The sequence below is a fragment of the Chitinibacter tainanensis DSM 15459 genome, assembly GCF_000429785.1.
Classification (GTDB): domain Bacteria; phylum Pseudomonadota; class Gammaproteobacteria; order Burkholderiales; family Chitinibacteraceae; genus Chitinibacter; species Chitinibacter tainanensis.
On record NZ_AUCN01000009.1, the window covers coordinates 373,517 to 389,155 of the forward strand.

At 56.4% G+C, this 15,639-nt stretch carries 10 protein-coding genes; 1 reads left to right on the plus strand and 9 read right to left on the minus strand.

Annotated elements, in window-relative coordinates; genetic code table 11:
• The first annotated feature begins 11 nt into the window (after positions 1 to 11).
• Positions 12 to 644, plus strand: a complete 633-nt coding sequence (gene msrQ, locus G482_RS0102950) for a protein-methionine-sulfoxide reductase heme-binding subunit MsrQ (protein WP_028448776.1) — start codon at positions 12 to 14, stop codon at positions 642 to 644.
• A 211-nt stretch (positions 645 to 855) separates the two neighbouring features.
• Here the strand turns inward: msrQ and G482_RS0102955 are convergent, their stop codons facing one another.
• From G482_RS0102955 to accC, 9 genes are all read right to left on the minus strand, one after another.
• Positions 856 to 2,478 carry a cyclic-di-GMP receptor FimW-related protein gene (locus G482_RS0102955; protein WP_028448777.1) on the minus strand — a complete coding sequence of 541 codons (1,623 nt, stop codon included), beginning with the start codon at positions 2,476 to 2,478 and terminating at the stop codon, positions 856 to 858.
• Positions 2,475 to 2,891 (minus strand): HIT family protein, encoded by a 417-nt coding sequence (locus G482_RS0102960; protein ID WP_034618657.1) that lies wholly within the window; start codon positions 2,889 to 2,891, stop codon positions 2,475 to 2,477. The genes G482_RS0102955 and G482_RS0102960 overlap by 4 nt, the downstream gene beginning before the upstream one ends.
• A 311-nt stretch (positions 2,892 to 3,202) precedes the next feature.
• Positions 3,203 to 7,087 (minus strand): DUF3683 domain-containing protein, encoded by a 3,885-nt coding sequence (locus G482_RS0102970; protein ID WP_373277553.1) that lies wholly within the window; start codon positions 7,085 to 7,087, stop codon positions 3,203 to 3,205.
• A 143-nt stretch (positions 7,088 to 7,230) separates the two neighbouring features.
• The gene (locus tag G482_RS0102975) at positions 7,231 to 8,805 is read right to left on the minus strand and encodes a tetratricopeptide repeat-containing diguanylate cyclase (protein WP_028448780.1); all 1,575 of its coding nucleotides are present in this window, start codon (positions 8,803 to 8,805) and stop codon (positions 7,231 to 7,233) included.
• 8 nt (positions 8,806 to 8,813) lie between these two features.
• Positions 8,814 to 9,863 (minus strand): tetratricopeptide repeat protein, encoded by a 1,050-nt coding sequence (locus G482_RS0102980; RefSeq protein ID WP_034618659.1) that lies wholly within the window; start codon positions 9,861 to 9,863, stop codon positions 8,814 to 8,816.
• A 30-nt stretch (positions 9,864 to 9,893) separates the two neighbouring features.
• Positions 9,894 to 11,048 (minus strand): iron-containing alcohol dehydrogenase, encoded by a 1,155-nt coding sequence (locus tag G482_RS0102985; RefSeq protein WP_028448782.1) that lies wholly within the window; start codon positions 11,046 to 11,048, stop codon positions 9,894 to 9,896.
• A gap of 65 nt (positions 11,049 to 11,113) precedes the next feature.
• Positions 11,114 to 12,127: a tetratricopeptide repeat protein gene (locus G482_RS0102990; protein ID WP_156905336.1), complete on the minus strand. Its 1,014-nt coding sequence runs from the start codon at positions 12,125 to 12,127 to the stop codon at positions 11,114 to 11,116.
• A gap of 172 nt (positions 12,128 to 12,299) precedes the next feature.
• Positions 12,300 to 13,952 (minus strand): chitinase, encoded by a 1,653-nt coding sequence (locus G482_RS19985; protein WP_245575232.1) that lies wholly within the window; start codon positions 13,950 to 13,952, stop codon positions 12,300 to 12,302.
• A gap of 298 nt (positions 13,953 to 14,250) precedes the next feature.
• Entirely contained in the window at positions 14,251 to 15,621 is a 1,371-nt protein-coding gene (gene accC / locus G482_RS0103000; protein WP_028448785.1) for an acetyl-CoA carboxylase biotin carboxylase subunit, read from the minus strand.
• Between the last annotated feature and the right edge of the window lie 18 nt (positions 15,622 to 15,639).

The window sequence follows — 15,639 nt, forward strand, 5'->3', positions numbered from 1 at the left end:
ATGAGCCAGTAATGTTGTTAAATCATGATTTAGCGGGCAATACCCCACTATTGTATCGCTGTCTACAGCATAAGGCCTGCTGGTGGCTGCTCTTGCTGACGCCTTTGCTGCGCATGGTGTGGCTGGTGCTGCAGGGCGAGCTCGTGAACCCGATTGAATTTATCACCCACAGCACCGGCACTTGGGCGCTGAGTTTGCTGTGCGCCACCTTGGCCATCACACCGCTGCGCCAGCTGAGCGGCTGGGCGGGTTGGCAGCGCTATCGGCGTTTGCTGGGGCTGTTTGCGTTTTTTTATGCCTGCCTGCACTGGCTGACTTATTTGTGGCTGGATCAGTTTTTTGCGCTGGACGCGATCGTGGCAGATCTGGTGAAGCGGCCATTTATTTTGCTGGGGATGCTGGCGTTTACCTTATTGCTACCGCTGGCGATCACTTCAACCCAAGGCTGGATGCGGCGACTAAAGCGCCGTTGGGGGCTACTGCATCAGCTGGTGTATCCGGCGGCGCTACTGGGCGTGCTGCATTATCTGTGGCTGGTTAAGCGCGATTTGACCACGCCACTGCTGTTTGCCGCCGGGCTGGCGCTATTACTGGGCTGGCGGCTCTGGCGCTGGGCGAAACCGCGTTGGGGCTGGGCGCGGTAGATATTCATATCATGCCAATCGTGGCGGCGCGCGCTGTTTGGCGGCTGATCGCCGCAAGGCGTTAGGGCCCCACAGGTCGGCTGTGGCCGCACGCGTTTAGCGGGCGAAACAAAAACACCGGCAGCAGCCGGTGTTTTTTTGATGAAGGTCGTTGGTGGCGGTCCGTTGGCCGTGGTTTGCTCGCGAGCAAATGGCGTGCGCTTGTGGCTAATTACAAGCCGCCCGAGCCTACAAAATGCACGCGTTCAAAATCTGCGCCGCGTTGCAGCAGGCTAACCAGCCGGATGCGATGCATGGTCTGGCCATCCCAGTAATCCAAGAGCCGGCCCTGCCGGAACCAGCCGGGCGGCAGCAGTAGGCTGGCAGGGGATTTCAGCGCTGGTACGGCATCAATCATCACCACCGAGGTGAAATCACTTTGCCCAAAACGCGCGGCATCTTGCGCGCGGATACTGGCGGCATGCGGCGTGCCGGGCAGCAGCTGCAGACCCAATTGCTGTTCGCCATCTTGCTCGGCCAGCCAGCGAATCTGCCCGATGAGGCGCTGCTGGCCATCGGCAATCATCAATACCTGGTGCAGTACCAGCCGCTGCGTCTCATCCCGCGGGCGACGCAGACACATACCCTGGGCAGTTTCATTGCTGATCTGCCATTGCTGGGTTTGCGGCGCCAAGGGCGCAACCGGCGCCAGCCGAGCGCTGGTTTGGCCAAACATGCGAATCTGCATCAGCTCAGCGCTACTCATCTGCTGCTCGGCTTGTGGTGGCGGGGCAAAGTGCCCAGCGGCAAGCCACAGATGCAGGTTTTTCAGCTGCAGCCCGGCTTCGAGATAGCGATCAGTAGGGCGGCGGGGTAATTGCCGCTCAAGCGGATGATCGCACCAAGCGCGATATAGCTCGCGCAATAATTCTTCGGCGGCCTGTGGCCCCAGCTCGCTGCCCAAGCCGATTTTTTCCGGCATTTCGCCCATACGCAGCAGCTTGATCCGTTTGCTGAGCACCTGCGCGAGCGACAGAGTATCGATGCTCAGCTCATCGGCTTCGCCGCGGCCATCGGCCCGCAGCGGTACGCCGGGTTCGGCCAGATTGATCAGCAGCGGTGGGCGGCCAGGCAGGCCTTCGGCCTTGGGGGCCAGTGTGCTGCGGGTGGCCAATATTTCTAGCCGTTTATGCAGCCACAGCTGTTGCTTATGCGAATACTGGTAGGGATTGGCCGCGGCAAACAGCAGCGCGTGCAGGAACATCGCCTCAGGGGTGCTGACCCCACTGATCTGGATCAGGCTATCGCGGGCTTTGAGCTTATCGATGTGCTGTGCGCGCGCTAGCTGGTAAAAGGCGAATAATTGTTGCCAATCCCGCGCCGGTGGACGGCGATAAATCTGCACCTGGCAGGCCATGGCCTGATTGGTGTAATACAAGGTGCGCTCAGCCAGTAGGGGCAGGTATTCGGCCACGGTTTGTTCGCCGCTGCAGGCGGCGCGCCAAGCTAGCGCATAGGCATGCTCTAAATGCAGCCACATGCTGTAGATGGCAAACCAGGTTTCCTGCTCGGCGGGGGTGAGCGGCACGGGTTTGCCGATGAGTTTTTCCTGCATGCCCTCTTGCAGGATGTGTACGGTTTCGCGAAATTGCTCGATGATTTTCAGTGCATCTAGTGCCGGCAAATCGCTGTGATTGAGCTGGCTGATGGCTTCGGTGAGCTCGGCATGCGCTACCGGCACATTAATCAGTGGCAGTAATTTCAGCCAGTCACGCGCGCTGCGTGCATCCTGAAACGGCGGTACTTGGCCGCGATCAGGTTGGGGCAGGGCACGCTCAATCCACTGTTCGATCATGGTGCCAGTTGCTCCAGCGCTTGCCGTAGCGCCGCCAGGTCAGCCGCCGCGGGCTGATGGCGAGTGCGATCGGCCGGCTTTGTGGCCCAAATTGGTGCCGGGAAATGCAGATCATCTTGCCAGCGCGGAATCACATGCCAATGCACATGCGGCACCATATTGCCCAGGCTGGCTAGATTGATTTTGTCTGGATTGAGTGTTTGCCGCACGGCCGCCTCTACCGCCCAGACAATCGCCATTAGCGCTTCGCGTTCGGCCAGCGGCAGATCGGTCATTTCGGCCTGATGCTTGGCCAGAATAACCCGACAAAAGCCCGGGTAATCGGGCTCATGCGCTAGAACGACGCGGGCAAGGTGATTGCGCCAGACGACTTCGCCGCCGTCTTCATGACACAGGGGGCAGTGGGTGTTCATGTTCAAACCAGTGTTTTAATTTTGTGTTGATTATATTACGGCGCGCCCGTTTGGCGAGTAGGGCAAAACCACCGTTCATACTGCAGAGGTGAGTCGTATTACAAAAATCAAACGCTGGGCTTGCAAGCTTACTCAAGCCGCGATTATGCCCCAGCATTTGTTGCGATTTGGCGTGGATAATCAGCGCACTGGGGTTTTCTTACCATAGCAGGCTGTCAGCTTGGCGGTGGCATAAATCACAAAGGGCAGGCCTAATCGGCGCTGCCCTTTGCGGTGTTCATACAACAGTAAATGCTAATTTAAGCCGTGGCCTAGAGCAGAACCCGCTCAATCCCGCCGTTACTGGCCTTGGCGACATACTCGGGCATCCAGTTTTGCCCCAGTACCGCCTTGGCGATTTCGACTACGATGTAGTCTGCTTCGGTGCCGGCATCGTCGTTGTAGCGATTCAGGCCCTGCAGGCAGGATGGGCAAGAAGTCAGGATTTTGACTGGCGCTTTGTCATTGCCCGCATCGGAACGCAATTTCGCTGCGCCTTTTTCCATTTCTTCCTGTTTACGGAAACGCACTTGGGTCGAAATATCAGGGCGGGCAACGGCAAAGGTGCCCGATTCACCGCAGCAGCGATCGTTCAGGTCAACGCGTTGGCCCATCAGCTGGTTGGCCACCTCCACCCCTTTGTAGGTCTTCATCGGCGTGTGGCATGGCTCGTGATACATATACTGGGTACCACTCACACCTTCAAGCTTGACGCCCTTTTCCAGCAGATACTCATGGATATCCAGTAGGCGGCAGCCCGGGAAGATTTCCTCAAAGCGGTATTTCAGCAGCTGATCCATACATGTACCGCACGACACGACCACGGTTTTGATGTCGAGGTAGTTCAGCGTATTGGCCAAGCGATGGAACAGCACGCGGTTTTCCATCGTGATCTTGTCGCCTTTATCCTGCTGGCCGCTGGAAGTTTGCGGGTAGCCGCAACATAGATAGCCCGGTGGCAGCACCGTGGTGGTGCCCACATGCCACAGCATGGCTTGCGTGGCCAAACCCACCTGGCTAAACAGCCGCTCCGAGCCGCAACCCGGGAAGTAGAACACGGCCTCGTTGTCGTCGTTCAGGCGCTGCGGGTCGCGAATTACCGGTACTACATTGCTATCTTCCACATCCAGCAAGGCGCGGGCGGTTTTCTTCGGTAAGCCACCTGGCATCGGTTTATTGATGAAGTGAATCACCTGCGCCTTGATGGGCGCTGTGCCCAGCGTGGATGGTGGCTGCTTGGTCACGCCTTTGAGCAGACCAAATTTCTTCGCCACCGAATGCCCCAGCCGCTGCGCTTTGTAACCCCAGCCGATCATCATGGCGCGCATCAGTTTGATGGTGGCGGGATCTTTCAGCGTCAGGAAAGTCATGCCCAGCGCCGAGCCCGGGTTGAATTTCTTTTTGCCTTCTTTGCGCAGGAAATTGCGCATCGCCACTGAGACATCACCAAAGTCGATCTTCACCGGGCAAGGGTTCACACAGCGGTGACACACGGTACAGTGATCCGCCACATCACCCAGCTCTTCAAAGTGCTTGAGCGAAATGCCACGGCGGGTTTGCTCTTCGTACAGGAAAGCTTCGGTGAGCAAACCGGTGGCCAGAATCTTATTGCGTGGGCTGTACAGTAGATTTGCGCGCGGTACGTGGGTGGTACATACCGGCTTACATTTACCGCAGCGCAAACAGTCTTTGACCATATTGCTGATGCTGCCGATATCGGATTGCTCCAGAATCAGCGATTCTGTGCCCAGCAGGCTAAAGGATGGCGTGTAGGCATTGGTCAGATCGGCGCCGGGCAAGAGCTTGCCCTTATTAAAGTGGCCGTGCGGATCGACTTTTTGCTTATAGGTTTCAAATGGCTGCAGTTCAGCGCGAGTGAGGAATTCGTATTTAGTAATGCCGATGCCGTGCTCGCCGGAAATCACGCCATTCAGATCACGGGCCACTTGCATAATGCGCGCCACTGCGTGGTGGGCGCGTTGCAGCATATCGTAGTCGTCCGAGTTCACCGGCAAGTTGGTGTGCACATTGCCATCGCCGGCGTGCATATGCAGCGCGACCCAAGTGCGGCCTTTTAAGACTTTCTGATGCAGGGCATGAATCGCATCCAGAATCGGCTTATCGGTGCGGCCGCTAAATAGCGTTTCTAGCTCGGTCAGTAGCTCGCGTTTGTAGGAAATGCGCAGTACAAAATCACGCAAGGCGTGGAATACGCTTTGCGGAAGCTCATTGGCATCGACGGCTTTTTCGAGCGGCAGCTGGGGGAAGGCGCTTTGATACAGTTCGAACGCGACATCCAGATTATTGTTTACCCACTGCCAGTGCTGGCGGGTTTGCTCGATAAAGGCCAGCGCCGATTCGCGGCGATCGCCAATCAGCACATCATGGCTGACTGGTGCATCGCTGGTATCGAAGGGTAGGCGGCCTTGGGTGAAAAACTCGCTCAGCTGGTCGAGTAATTCCAGTTTGTTATGAATCGACAGCTCGATATTGATTCGCTCGATGGCGTCTGAGTATTCACCCAGGCGCGGCAGCGGAATCACCACGTCTTCATTAATCTTGAAGGCGTTGGTATGTTTGGCAATCGCTGCTGTGCGGGCGCGATCCAGCCAGAATTTTTTCCGCTGCTCGGGCAGCACGGCGATAAAGCCTTCACCGCCGCGGGCGTTGGCCAGTTTCACGACATGGCTAGTGGCTTCGCCCAGCGCTTTTTCATCATCCGACACAATATCGGCAATCAGCACCATCTTGGGCCGGCCTTTGGATTTGGCCTTGGTGGCATAGCCTACCGCGCGGACATAGCGCCAATCGAGATGCTCTAGGCCAGCGAGCTGCACGCTCGGATGGGCATCGAGATAATCTTTGATTTCAACAATCGACGGTACGGCGCGGCTTACTTCACCGAAGAATTCCAAACACACGGTGCGGATATGATCCGGCATGCGGTGCAGCACAAAGCGGGCACTGGTAATCAGCCCGTCAGTACCTTCTTTTTGAATCCCAGGCAGGCCAGCGAGGAATTTGTCGGTAACGTCTTTACCCAAGCCTTCCTTGCGGAACGTACGGCCAGGAATCACCAGCGTGTCTTCACCGAGCTTGGTTTTACCATCGGGTTTGAATTTGCTAATGCGGAAGGTAGCCTGTGCCGCATCGTGGATTTTGCCCAGATTGTGATCCATCCGCTCGATAAACAGCCAGTTGCCATCGGGGTCGACCATTTTCCAGCTGACTAGATTATCGAGTGCTGTGCCCCAGAGCACGGCCTTTTTACCGCCGGCATTCATGGCGACATTGCCACCAATACAGGAGGCATCGGCCGAGGTTGGGTCCACCGCAAATACGAGGCCCGCGTCTTCCGCGGCTTCCATCACACGGCGAGTCACTACGCCTGCGCCACACTGAATGGTGGCAACTTCGTGATCCACTCCGGGGATGCGGATTTTCTCAACGCCCTGATGGCGATCGAGTTTTTCGGTATTGATCACCGCACTCATTGGCGTCAGCGGCACAGCGCCGCCGGTGTAACCAGTGCCACCCCCACGCGGGATAATCGTGAGCCCCAGCTCAATACAGGCGGAGACCAGCGGCGCCATCTCGGCTTCGGTATCCGGGGTGAGGACCACAAAGGGGTATTCCACCCGCCAGTCGGTGGCATCGGTAACATGGGAAACCCGCGCCAGACCATCAAACTGGATGTTGTCTTTGCGCGTGAGGGCGCCCATTTTTTTCAGGACTTTCTTGCGCAGAATGCCGATATCGCGGAATTCGCGTTCAAATTCATCCACCGCCTGCCGGGTGCGGGCGAGCAAAATATTCACCCGCTCGTTTTCCTGGCGGCGTTTTTCGATTTCGGCCAGCCGGTGATGCATGGCTTCCACCAGCAAACTCAGGCGCTTGCGGTTTTCCAGCAGATCATCTTGTAGATACGGATTGCGCTTCACCACCCAGATGTCGCCCAATACTTCAAACAACATACGCGCCGAACGGCCGGTTTTACGCTCTTGGCGCAGCTCGTCCAAAATACGCCAACCATCATCGCCCAGCAGGCGAATCACGATTTCACGATCAGAAAACGAGGTGTAGTTGTAGGGAATCTCACGCAAGCGTTCTTGCGATTGGACGATGGCGGCGGCGGTCTGGTCGGCCATGAAGGGCATCTCCGGCGGGAAAGACGGCTAAAGACCGAATTTTAACGGAAAAATGCTTACTTAAACTCGCAAATTTGATAGGGATTTGCGCGAGCTCGGCTTTTAGGGCGCTAGCAGCGGTTTGGTGAGGCTTTTTTTCAGCTGACTGGCAATTAGTAGACGACCTGATTGCGGCCAGCTTGCTTGGCTTTGTAAAGATTTTGATCGGCGCGCTGCACCATGCTGCTGAGCTGGGCATCGTTCTGATATTGCGTTACCCCTACGCTAATAGTGAGCTCCATGCCATGCTCGATTTTGCCCCATGGCCATTGCGACACCATTAAGCGCAGCCGCTCGGCGACATCGCGCGCGGGTACGCCACTGCGCGAGGGGAGTAAGACCAGAAATTCTTCCCCACCCCAACGGCAAACCAGATCATCCTGCCGGCAACCGGATTTAAGCAGCGCACCAACTTGCCGCAAGACCGAGTCACCCACCAGATGGCCCCAGCGGTCATTGATGCCTTTAAAGTAATCGATATCAATCATCAACAAGGCCAGTGGCTCTTGATGTTCGGGATTGGATTGCAGGCCTGAGCCGAGTTTGAGCTCTAGTCCGCGGCGATTGAGTAGGCCCGTTAGTGGGTCTTGTGAAGCCAGATAATCACTCTGCAGCCGCGCTTGTCGCTCTTCGGCATGTTGCTCGCGCAGATTGAGGTTTTCTAGGCGGGTTTTTTCGACTTCGAGCTTGGCTTCCATCATATGCAGCCGCTGCGGCGACGCTTGGCGCAAGAGCTGGTAATGATGCTGGTAGCCTTGGCGGTGGTATTGCAAGGCCAGGGCGTACTCTTTGCGCTCGGCATGCACATCGGCCAGCGCAAGCTCCAGCTTATAAATCAGATGCGCTGCTCCGATCTCATTGGCCAATGTCAGGCTGTGTTTGAGTGCTTCCAGCGCCGCATCCAGCTGGTTACGGGCGAGGGCCAAGCGGCCGAGTAGGTATAAATTCTGCGCTTCGCCCCAGTGATTCTGGTGCTGCTGGTTCAAGCCTTTCGCCCGTTCGAGGTAAGACTGCGCCAGCGGATAATCTTTTTCTAGCAGTGCCAATTGCCCCAGTCCGCCCATCGCCGCCGCTTGATATTCAAGGTTGTGGGCTTCTTGCGCCAAAATCAGAGCTTGTTTCAGGGTTTGCTTGGCATTTACTAGTTGCCCCAGCTCGAGTTGATCAACGCCGATATTGATTTCAATCGCAGCTTTGGTGACCAGATCGGTGGAGCGGTAGGCATGATCACGCGCTTTCAGATGGTGATTCAGCGCCTGATAAAACTCGTCGTGGGCAAAATACAGCTGCCCAATTCCCAGCTGGCCTTTAATGTAGATGGCGTCGTTTTCAATCGCCAGCGCGGCATCCAGGCATTGAGCCCAGGCCTCTAATGCGTTGTCATAATCACCCTGCGTATAGCAAGCGCGGGCGATTTCTTGCAGGCAATCAGGAATCAAGGCCACCAATTGGTGCAGATTGGCCATATACAGCGCATGGCGCATTAGTGGCAGTCCATCCGCAAGCTGGCCCTGAATGCAGCTAATGCTGCCTTGCAGGAAGAGCGCCTCGGTAAACCCTGCGGTGTAATCGAGCGGGATGGATAAATTGGCCGCATGCTGTGCGCAAGCCAATGCCTCTGCCGAATGCTCGCGAGCCAGATCACGAGCGCGCTGATTTAGATTGTCGACATCGGCGTGGCTATGCATTAGCCGGCTCACAGGTATTCAAGGCGCAGCTCCATGGTTTCCAGCTCACCTTCACCGGTTTGCGCAAGCAATTGCTGGCGCAAGGTATGAAAGAGTGATTCGTGCCCACTGGCGAGCTCTTCTTGTGCCAGGTGCCGGTATACGCGGCTAAGAATCTCATGCAAATGCTGCTGCAGGTGTAGTGCGCCCAGCGAGCAGGCTTTGTTCAGCGCTTCCACCAGTTGTTCGCGCGCGATATCAATCATGCCGCTGGCAAAATACACTTTGCCCAGCGTGAGCAAAGTACTGGCTTCGCCCCACAGATTGATGTGTAAGCGATTGATTTTTAAGGCCACTAGGAGGCTCATTCGCGCTTTGTCATACTCAGCATTGAGCAGTTGAATCTGGCCAATCAACGCGTAAATTTCGGCTTCATTACGATAGTTCTGATCGGCCTTAACCAGCGGTAGAGCGCCTTTGAGCACGACATGGGCTTCGGCTAGCTTTTGGCAGGCAATCAGATCCACCCCGATATTGATCAGAATCGCGGCTTGCAGATGATAATCATCTGAGCTGGCGGCCAGCTCTTCCGCCCGGCGATGGTGGGCGAGCGCGGATTCGAAATGCTCACTCGCGTAAAATAATTGCCCCATGCCAATATGGGCTTTGATGCGGGTTTCAAGGCTGATGGCGCAATCGGGTAAAGTGAGGCAGCGGCGCCAGTAATCACTGGCGCGGCGGTAATCGCCCATGGTGTAATAGGTGCGCCCCAGTGCTTGTAGCTGCTCGCCTTCCTGCCGGCCAATGGGCGCGCGCGCGGCGATTTGGCCGACTTCCTGCAGATAATCCAGCACTTCGCTGTAGTTACCAAAGTCATACACGCAATTGGCCATCAGGCACAAAGCGCTGGCTTCTAGCTCGGGCAAATCGCGTTCGCGCGCCTGATTGCGCACTTCTAGCGCAATGGCCAGGCTCTCGGTGCTTTGCGAGTTCAGCAGTTTGTGCGCCTTGGCCAATTGGCGGCGCAGATCAGCCTCTTGCATGCGATGATCGTAAGGGATGCGTGAAAGGCCAAGCATACCATTACACTTTTATTTTGCCCTGCCTGACTACGCGGCTGTGATCAAAATGGCACGGCAATCTTCGGGGCTGAGATCTTGGGCTTCGCCTAGTCGGGTACGCTGATGGCGGATCAGTTGTTGTGCGACGCCATCGGCCGCAGTTTGCGCATCCAGCTGGTAAGCGCTGAGGTGGCAGGGTAGACCCATCTGGGTGAAAAATGCTTCGGTGCGCTCAATGGCCGCCACGGCCACCACGGCATCTTCACCGCTTAGCCCCCACACGCGGCGACCATATTGCGCCAGCTTGGCCATTTTGCTGGCTAAGCGATAGCGCCACAGCGCCGGCAGCACAATCGCCAGTGTTTGAGCGTGATCCAGCCCGAACAGCATGGTGAGCTCATGCCCCATGGCGTGCGTGGCCCAATCTTGTGGCTGGCCTAGCCCCACCATGCCATACAAGGCCTGATTGGCCGCCCACATCAAATTGGCCCGCGCGGCGTAATCAGTGGGCTCGGCCAAAGTTTGCGGGCCGATTTCGATTAAGGTTTGCAAAATGCCTTCGGCCAGCCTATCTTGCACCCGCGCCTCATTGGGGTAAGTGAGGTATTGCTCGGTGGTATGCACGAAGGCATCCACCACGCCATTGCCAACTTGGCGTGCTGGCAGGCTGTAGGTGAGGGTGGGGTCCAAAATCGCTAGTTGGGGAAAGACCAGCGGATTTTTGAATGACAACTTATCTTGGGTAGCGCGCCGGGTAATCACCGCGGCGAAATTGGATTCCGAGCCTGTCGCCGGCAAGGTCAGCACTGCGGCAATTGGCAGCGCGCTCTGTAGTGGCGTTCGGTTGCCGATAATCAGCCAAGGATCACCCTGATGCGGTACCGCTGCCGCGACAAATTTAGCGCCATCAATGACCGAGCCGCCGCCGGCGGCCACGATGTAATCTAGTTTTTCCTGCCGCGCGAGCGCAACTGCACGCAGCAAGGTTTCGTATTCGGGGTTGGGCTCGATTCCGCCAAATTCATGGCAGACCCGCTCACCCAGAGCCGCGATAATCTGGCTGTAGGCGCCGTTGCGCTTGATACTGCCACCACCATACAGCAGCAGTACGCGGGCATTAGCAGGCAGTAGCTGGCTTAGTTGCGCAATCTGGCCTTGGCCAAACTCAATGCGGGTTGGGTTGTGAAAACTAAAGTTGTTCATCTTAGCCTCACTGGGGTATCGATTTCAAAGGTACGACTATCTTAGCCCAGCAGCAGATACCGAGGCTAGGTATTATGTAACTGCTGCTCTAAGTCTTGTAGGCGGGCAAAAATCTCGGCCGAACCAAGCCGGTTGTAATGTTCCTGATACAGGCGCTGATGTTTCTCAGCCTGCGCGGGCTGGCCAGCCTGGCCATAGGCAATCGCCAAGGTGGCATGCACGACATGAACTTTACTAGTGCATTCGTATTTCTGGCTTAGGCTCAAGGCCTCTTCAAACGCCGCAATGGCGGCGGCGAGATTGTCTTCGGCCATGGCGATTTTGCCGGTGACGATTTTCCAGCTGATTTCGCCCCAGGCCCAATAGCGATCCATACTATGGCCGCGCTCCAGCAGCGCGGTGACTTCCTCGAGTTTATCTTGCTGCAAAAGCATCAGGGTGCGATAGCTGAGCGCTTCGCCAAGGTATTCCAGATGCTGTATCTGCTGGCAGATATGTTCGGCTTCATCCAGCAAGGGCTGCGCTTCGGCATAGCGCCCCAGCTCACAATAATCGGCGACCAGATTGATATACAGCCGAGCGCGCAGCTCGAGATCAATGCCCTCGTGCAAGTATTTGTGGGCGCTAAGATGGTGACGCAGGGCGTCTTCTGGCATATGGAAGGCAAAATACATTTGCCCCAAGGCGATAAAGGCGTTGATGCGGGTTTCAACGCTAAAGCCCCGATTGTCCAGATTCAGGCAATCACGCCAGTAGTCGATGGCGGTGCTGAAATCGGCGGTGGTGTAGTGGGCAATACCGAGGGTGTAAAGCAGATTGCCGCGCTCGGCTTCCAGATTTTCGGTTTCGGCGATCAGCAGCGTATCGTGCAGTAAGGTCGTGCCTTCATGAATCCGTCCAAACCCCATCAGCATTTCCACCTGCTGAAACATCACCTTCACCCGAAATGCCGCGGGCAGCTCGGTGGTGAGCATGGCCGTGGCCGCACAGGCGAGGCGCAAGGCTTCAGGTGGATCGGCATACATCAGCGCTCGGCTGCGCTCATAGCACTGCTGTATGGAGGTTAAGAGGTCTGACATGGTCGGTGTAAGCGAAGTAGATCGCTAAGATAATCCTTTCTATGGGTAAGCTCAATAGGTATTTCAAAAAGCTGACAAAGGCGTGTGAACTACATCCGTCAGCGCCTTTGTATGGGCGGCAGACAAAAAAACACCCCGAACGCGTCGGGGTGTTGTCATGCTATTTCTTAGCTTATGGCAGGGCTTTCAGTGCAGCCGAAGCCGGTTTGCTGAAGTTGTAGCCATCGTGTTTATCCCAGTTGATCGACCAGGTCATCACGCCGCGGTAGTCAGGGTAGGCTTGTTTTGGTTTAACCATGCCGCAGTTTTTCAGCTGGGTCAGGCAAGTTAGGGTGTCGTTCACCACTTGGCTGGTCACAAAGCCGGTGTTGGCTGAGCTACGGCCACTTGGTACGCCAAAGGCCACTTGATCAGGACGCAGGCCTTTGAATTCCCAGCCGGTGCCGCCTACGGTTTTGAAGCCTTCGATCAGCATCAGCGAACCACCAACCAGACCATCGACGGTGCCTTCGTTCAGTGCGCCGTTAGAGTAAGGTGTCCACAGACCACCGTTGTTGTAGTACTGAACGTGAATGATGTTCAGATCATTGCGCAGGCCATCGATGATCGGAAGGTAAGCACCCCAGATGCCCGAGTACGATACATAACCGCCTTGAACGTATGGATGCTCAGGTGCCATCGACAGGTAGAAGCTTGGACCGACTTTGGCTTTCAGCTGTTTCACCGCATCAATCAGGTTATTGATGATTGGGGTGCCCAGTACCACGCCGGCGCCGCTTTCCAGATCCAGATCGATCCCGTCAAAACCATATTTGGTGATGATGGCATGCAGGCTGTTAACGAAGTTAGTCACGTTTTCTTTGGTCGACAGGGTCATGCGACCTTCTTGGCCACCCAGTGACAACACCACTTTCTTACCTTGGGCGCGTTTTGCGGCCACATCAGCGATGAATTCGGCTTCAGTACCGGCGTTTTTATCCAGATTGAAGGCCACCGCACCATTGCCGGCATCGTCCGCAAAGGAAATCATGATCACATCCCACTCGGCGGGTACATCGCGGATGCGGAAGGTGTCGCCGGCTGGGTTGGTGAAGTTATGCCAGTAACCAATCAGCGCATGTTTTGGCAGGCCGTTTGGATTTGGTGTAGGCGTAGGGCCGACTGGCGTTGGGCTTGGGGTGATCGCTGGCGTTGGCGTAGCGGTCACAACCGGGGTTACCACTGGCGTTGGGGTGGCAGTCACGACAGGCGTGCTAGTCACCACCGGCGTTGGGGTGCTGGTCACCACTGGGGTATTCGTTGGTTTGGCGGTGACCACTGGGGTAGGCGTAGCCACTGTGCCGCTCACCAATTTCCATGGGCCCCACTGCGCTGCACCAGGTACGTCGCCTTGTGTCCACCATTGGGCTTCATACACGGCGCCATTGTAAGATACGCGTTGGCCACCGGTGTACACCGTGGCTTTATCCCAGCCATTTACGCCCGCAACTGGCGTAGCGGTTGGGGCGCTGCTTGGTGCGGTGGTTGGGGCTGTAGTTGGTGCTACTGTCGGCGCCACGCTTGGCGCTGCAGTTGGTGCTGGGGTAGCTGAGCTATTGCCGCCTTCTTTCCACAGGGTTGGGGTCGCCGCTGGATTCCAGTTGGCACCCACATACGCGGTGTGGGTCACCAGTGCGGTGTAGGTTTTGCCGTTGTAATCAACTACTGCGCCGGCGGTGTAGGTCGAGCCTTCCTGCCAAGTGGCGGCCTGAACGCCCGCCGCGAGCAGCATACCTGCCAAGAGGGCAGCCAAGCGGCTGCGATGCATCAAGGTGCGTACTTGCATTTGAAATCTCTCCATCCAGTTTTTATCTGTCAGCGGTGCGATATGACCGCAGGAAGCCCACTTGGTGTACCGGGCGATTCGATAGTAAGGGATGCAACGTAAGCTGACAATCCGGCCGGATGTAATTCTGTGCTGCGCACTACATGTTAGGGTTTGCTGATGTTATATGCTGCTGTGCTACGGCGGGGTATGTGTCTGAATGTAAATACCAATAAGCATTATAGGGGTATACCCCGGGTGGAATGGGCAATTAAAAAGGGCAGCTAGGCTGCCCTTGGGTGGTGATCTAGATCACAGCTTAAACCGCTTTACCTTCTATGGCTTCGCGGATCACATCCATATGGTGTTCCAGATAATGAATGCTGGTGCCACCTTTGATGAATTCCTTGTCCAGCAACAATTGCTGGTGCAGTGGAATATTGGTCTTGATCCCTTCGACCACCATCTCCGACAGGGCGATGCGCATGCGGGCCATGGCCTGCTCGCGGGTGTCGCCGTATGTGATGATCTTGCCGATCATGCTGTCATACGTTGGCGGAATGCGGTAACCCTGATACACGTGCGAATCTACACGCACACCCGGGCCACCTGGCGTGTGCCATTTGGTGACCTGACCGGGGCTAGGGATAAACTTCACGGCGTCTTCCGCGTTAATCCGGCATTCGAACGAATGGCCTTTAAGCTTCACATCGTCTTGCGTGTAGCGCAGCGGCAGGCCTGCGGCCACGCGAATCTGCTCTTGCACAATGTCAATGCCGGTAATCATCTCGGTCACCGGATGCTCAACCTGCACACGGGTGTTCATCTCGATAAAGTAGAACTCGCCGTTTTCGTACAGGAACTCGAACGTACCCGCGCCGCGGTAGCCGATCTGACGGCAGGCTTCGGCACACGCTTCGCCCACTTTGCGGCGCTGCTCTTCGGTCACGCCCGGTGCAGGGGCTTCTTCGATCACTTTTTGGTGACGACGTTGCATCGAGCAATCGCGCTCACCCAGATAGATGGCGTTGCCGTGCTGGTCTGCCAAGACCTGAATTTCGACGTGGCGCGGGGTCTGCAGGAATTTTTCCATGTAGACCATCGGGTTGCCGAAGAACTGATTGGCTTCCTGTTTGGTCAGCGCCACAGACGCGAGCAAATCTTCTTCTTTATGCACCACGCGCATACCGCGGCCACCGCCACCGCCGGCGGCTTTAATAATGACCGGATAGCCTACTTCGCGCCCCAGCTTGAGAATGGCGGCTTCATCATCCGGCAAGCCACCTTCCGAACCGGGTACGCAAGGCACGCCGGCTTTTTTCATTGCGTCTTTGGCGGCGACTTTATCCCCCATCACGCGGATCGATTCCGGGCGTGGGCCGATAAAGACAAAGCCAGATTCTTCAACGCGCTGGGCAAAGTCGGCGTTTTCCGACAGAAAACCGTAGCCCGGGTGAATCGCTTGCGCGCCAGTCACTTCGGCGGCGGCAATCAGGGCAGGTACATTCAGGTAGCTTTGTGCTGACGGATTCGGGCCGATACACACCGATTCATCCGCCAGTTTGACGTATTTGGCTTCGCGGTCGATTTCAGAATGCACAACCACGGTTTTAATGCCCATTTCGCGGCAGGCGCGCAAAATGCGCAGCGCAATTTCGCCGCGATTGGCGATCAGGATTTTTTCAAACATAGGTACTCCGGGTAGGGA